Source organism: Aeromonas sp. ZOR0002, assembly GCF_963866995.1.
Classification (GTDB): domain Bacteria; phylum Pseudomonadota; class Gammaproteobacteria; order Enterobacterales; family Aeromonadaceae; genus Aeromonas; species Aeromonas caviae.
In genome coordinates this window covers 1-4033 of record NZ_CAWMFQ010000086.1, presented here as the reverse complement: position 1 = coordinate 4033, position 4033 = coordinate 1, and the positions used below count along the sequence as shown (strand labels likewise).

The window sequence follows — 4033 nt, the reverse complement described above, 5'->3', positions numbered from 1 at the left end:
CACAGTATCACCACAGCGTCTACCACCCCGCCGTCTATCAGGGACTCCAGTGGCTGTTTCAGGGCTACCGGCTGGATCTGGCGCCCGGGCACTTCAGCCGACAGGGTGTGATCGCCCGCTTTGATGCCCTGAACCGCCACCTCGGCAGCGCACTGCGCCCGGAGCTGGGGAGTCTGCGGGACATCAGGGAGAAGGCCGCGCGCTGGCCGCAGATGGCGATCCCCGTGGACGAGGCCGATGCCCTGCTGGCCCACTACTACGGGGCGAAGCCGTGAAAAGCCGATTTTTTGCCTGTGTCTGGAATCGTCACAACGGTGCCGGAGACGGGTGTCGGTCCGGCGCCATCCCTGGGTAGACTGCCGAAACGAGGGGCGCCGGGTCGGTGCCCCGACAGAGGCAGGGAGTGAGCGATGGCGGTTGCAGGAAAGAGGGGAGGCATGCTGGCCCTGTGGTGCAGTGCACTCTTGATGTCGGGGTGCAGTGGGTTTGCGCCTGCGCCCATTCCCGTCACCTATCTGAGTCAGGATCCGCCCCCAGGCAGGCTGCCCCTTGGGGAGACCGCCTATGTGGATGACGGTCGCTGCCCACCAGGGCAGGTCAAGCGGCTCATCGGCGGGGACGCGAAGCACAATGTGCCAAGAAAGGTGGAGTGTGTGGCAAGACCACAATGATGATGTGATTTTCACAGCCTGAAACATCCAAGAAAGAGCCCTGAGGCAGTCGCCTTGGGGCTCTTTTCGTCTGGCTGGCCTGGTCGGTGTGATGCCGCAGCGGGCTAGAAGGCATCTCCAGGGACCCGCACCCAGCCTTCCATCAGGATGCGGGCGGAGCGGGACATCACCGCCTTGGTGACCGTCCACTGTCCCGCTACCTGCTCTGCCTGGGCTCCGACTCTCAGGGTGCCGGAGGGGTGACCAAAGCGCACCGCTTCGCGCTCGCCGCCCCCGGCGGCCAGATTGACGAGGGTGCCGGGAATGGCCGCCGCCGTGCCGATGGCCACGGCGCAGGTGCCCATCATGGCGTGGTGCAGCTTGCCCATGGAGAGGGCCCGCACCAGCAGATCGATCTCGCCGGCAATAATCTCCTTGCCGCTGGCGGTGCGGTAATCCTTGGCGGGTGCGACGAAGGCAATTTTCGGGGTGTGCTGGCGAGTAGCCGCCTCTTCGGGGCGCTTGATGAGCCCCATGCGCAGGGCACCGGCAACCCGGATCGCCTCGAAACGGGCGAGCGCTTGCGGATCTGTGTTGATCGCCTCGCGCAGCTCGGTGCCCTCATAACCGATGTCCTCGGCGTTGACGAACACCGTGGGGATGCCTGCGCTGATCAGGGTGGCTTTCAGTACGCCGCTCTTTATCACAGACGCGGGCACCTCCAGATCGTCCACCAGATTGCCGGTGGGGAAGAGGGCGCCGCCGTCTTCACCCTCGTCGGATGGGTCGAGAAACTCCAGTACGATCTCGGCGGCGGGGAAGGTCACCCCGTCCAGCTCGAAATCGCCTGTCTCCTGCACCTGGCCGTTCGTCACCGGCACGTGGGCGAGGATGGTCTTGCCGATATTGGCCTGCCAGATGCGCACCTCACAGGTGCCGCTCTCCGGGATGCGGGACGGGTCCACCAGGCCGGCGTGGATGGCGAAGGCCCCGGCGCCGGTGGAGAGGTTGCCGCAGTTGCCGCTCCAGTCCACGAATGCCTTGTCGATGGCGACCTGGCCGTAGAGGTAGTCCACATCGTGATCGGGTTGCTGGCTTTTGGAGAGGATCACGCACTTGGCTGTGGAGGAGGTGGCCCCCCCCATGCCGTCCATGTGGGCGCCGTAGGGGTCGGGGCTGCCGATGACCCGCAGGAAGAAGGCATCCCGTGCCGGGCCCGGCTGCTGGCAGCGCTCGGGCAGGTCAGATAAGCGAAAGAAGACCCCCTTGCTGGTGCCGCCGCGAAGGTAGGTGGCCGGGATTTTGACTTGTGGTTGGTGGGCCATAGAAATCGTCCAAAAAAGGGTGAAAGAAGCTTCTCTGCTGGAGAGAAGGTGCCCGAAGGGGGAGTCGGGCGAGGGAGACGCATGTTCCCTCACCCAACCCTCTCCCAAAGAGAGAGGGTGCTTTATGCCTTCCCCTTTTTCAAAGGTGCGGAGCGGGGTTGCGATTTAGCTTGCGGCCTTTTGCGCGGTCGACGCCAGGAAATCCTGGGCGAAGCGTTGCAGCACGCCGCCCGCCTCATAGACCGAGACCTCCTCGGCGGTGTCGAGGCGGCAGGTCATGGGCACCTGGATCACTTCGCCGCTGCGACGGCGGATCACCAGGGTGAGATCAGTGCGCGGCTGGCGCTCCCCCACCACGTCATAGGTCTCGGTGCCATCGAGACCCAGCGTGAGGCGGGTGGTGCCCGGTTTGAACTCGAGCGGCAGCACCCCCATGCCGATGAGGTTTGTGCGGTGAATGCGCTCGAAGCCTTCCGCCGCGATCACCTCCACCCCGGCCAGCCGCACCCCCTTGGCTGCCCAGTCCCGGGACGAACCCTGACCGTAGTCGGCACCGGCCACGATGATGAGCGGCTGCTTGCGCTCCATGTAGGTTTCGATGGCTTCCCACATCCGCATGACCCGGCCTTCCGGCTCGACCCGGGCCAAGGATCCCTTCTTCACCGCCCCGTTGACCACCGCCATCTCGTTGACCAGTTGGGGGTTGGCGAAGGTGGCGCGCTGGGCGGTCAGGTGATCGCCGCGGTGGGTCGCATAGGAGTTGAAGTCCTCCTCCGGTAGGCCCATCTTGTGCAGGTATTCGCCGGCCGCGCTGCTGCGCAGTATGGCGTTGGAGGGGGAGAGGTGGTCTGTGGTGATGTTGTCCGGCAACAGCGCCAGCGGCCGCATCCCCTTGAGGGTGCGCTCACCCGCCAGGGCTCCCTCCCAGTAGGGTGGGCGGCGGATATAGGTGCTCTGGGGGCGCCAGTCATACAGGGGCGCCACTTTCGGGCCCAGGTCTTCCTCTATGGTGAACATGGGGATGTAGACCTGACGGAACTGGGACGGTTTGACCGCCGCGCGCACCACGGCGTCGATCTCCTCGTCGCTCGGCCAGATGTCTTTGAGGCGCACTTCCTTGCCGTTCACCACCCCCAGCACATCCTTCTCGATGTCGAAGCGGATGGTGCCGGCGATGGCGTAGGCCACCACCAGCGGCGGGGAGGCGAGAAACGCCTGCTTGGCATAGGGGTGGATGCGGCCATCGAAGTTGCGGTTGCCCGACAGCACCGCCGTGGCGTAGAGATCCCGCTCGATGATCTCCTGCTGGATGGCGGGATCCAGCGCGCCGGACATGCCGTTGCAGGTGGTGCAGGCGAAGGCCACCACGCCAAAACCGAGTTGCTCCAGCTCATCCATCAGCCCCGCCTCTTTCAGATACAAGGCGACTGTCTTGGAGCCGGGGGCCAGGGAGGATTTCACCCAGGGCTTGCGCACCAGACCGAGCCTGTTGGCGTTGCGGGCCAGAAGGCCTGCGGCAATCACGTTGCGCGGGTTGCTTGTGTTGGTGCAACTGGTGATGGCGGCGATGATGACGGCGCCATCGGGCAAGAGGCCGTCCGCCTCCTGGGCGCGAGCCTTGTCCAGATCCACGGCGATTCCGCGCTCCGCCAGGGCGGAGACCGGCAGGCGACGGTGGGGATTGGAGGGGCCCGCCAGGGTGCGCACCACGGTCGCGAGATCGAAGTGCAGCACGCGCTCGTACTGGGCGTCCACCAAGGCGTCGGCCCAGAGGCCCGCCTCCTTGGCGTAGGTCTCCACCAGCCTGACCTGCTCGTCGTCACGGCCGGTGAGTTTGAGGTAGTCGATGGTCTGGCCATCGATGAAGAACATGGCCGCGGTGGCGCCATATTCCGGCGCCATGTTGGAGATGGTGGCGCGATCGCCCAGCGTCAGGGCGGCGGCGCCCTCGCCACGGAACTCCAGATAGGCGCCGACCACCTTCTGCTGGCGCAGGAATTCGGTGAGCGACAGCACCAGATCCGTGGCGGTGATGCCGGGTTGCGGCTTGCCGGTCAG

The 4033-nt window shown here is 65.6% G+C and carries 3 protein-coding genes and 1 pseudogene; 2 read left to right on the top strand and 2 right to left on the bottom strand.

Annotation, left to right across the window (positions count from 1 at the left end):
* Positions 1-275 (top strand): annotated as a pseudogene (locus AACR77_RS04780) (alpha/beta hydrolase); the annotation flags it as partial.
* Positions 276-410: 135 nt separating this feature from the next.
* Positions 411-671, top strand: coding sequence for a DUF6719 family protein (locus tag AACR77_RS23095; protein ID WP_103242959.1), 261 nt, complete (start codon positions 411-413; stop codon positions 669-671).
* Positions 672-775: 104 nt separating this feature from the next.
* Here the strand turns inward: AACR77_RS23095 and prpF are convergent, their stop codons facing one another.
* Entirely contained in the window at positions 776-1975 is a 1200-nt protein-coding gene (gene prpF, locus AACR77_RS04775; RefSeq protein WP_042880077.1) for a 2-methylaconitate cis-trans isomerase PrpF, read from the bottom strand.
* Between the two features lie 165 nt (positions 1976-2140).
* The coding region (gene acnA, locus AACR77_RS04770; RefSeq protein ID WP_042880075.1) for an aconitate hydratase AcnA at positions 2141-4033 on the bottom strand (1893 nt) is incomplete at its 5' end.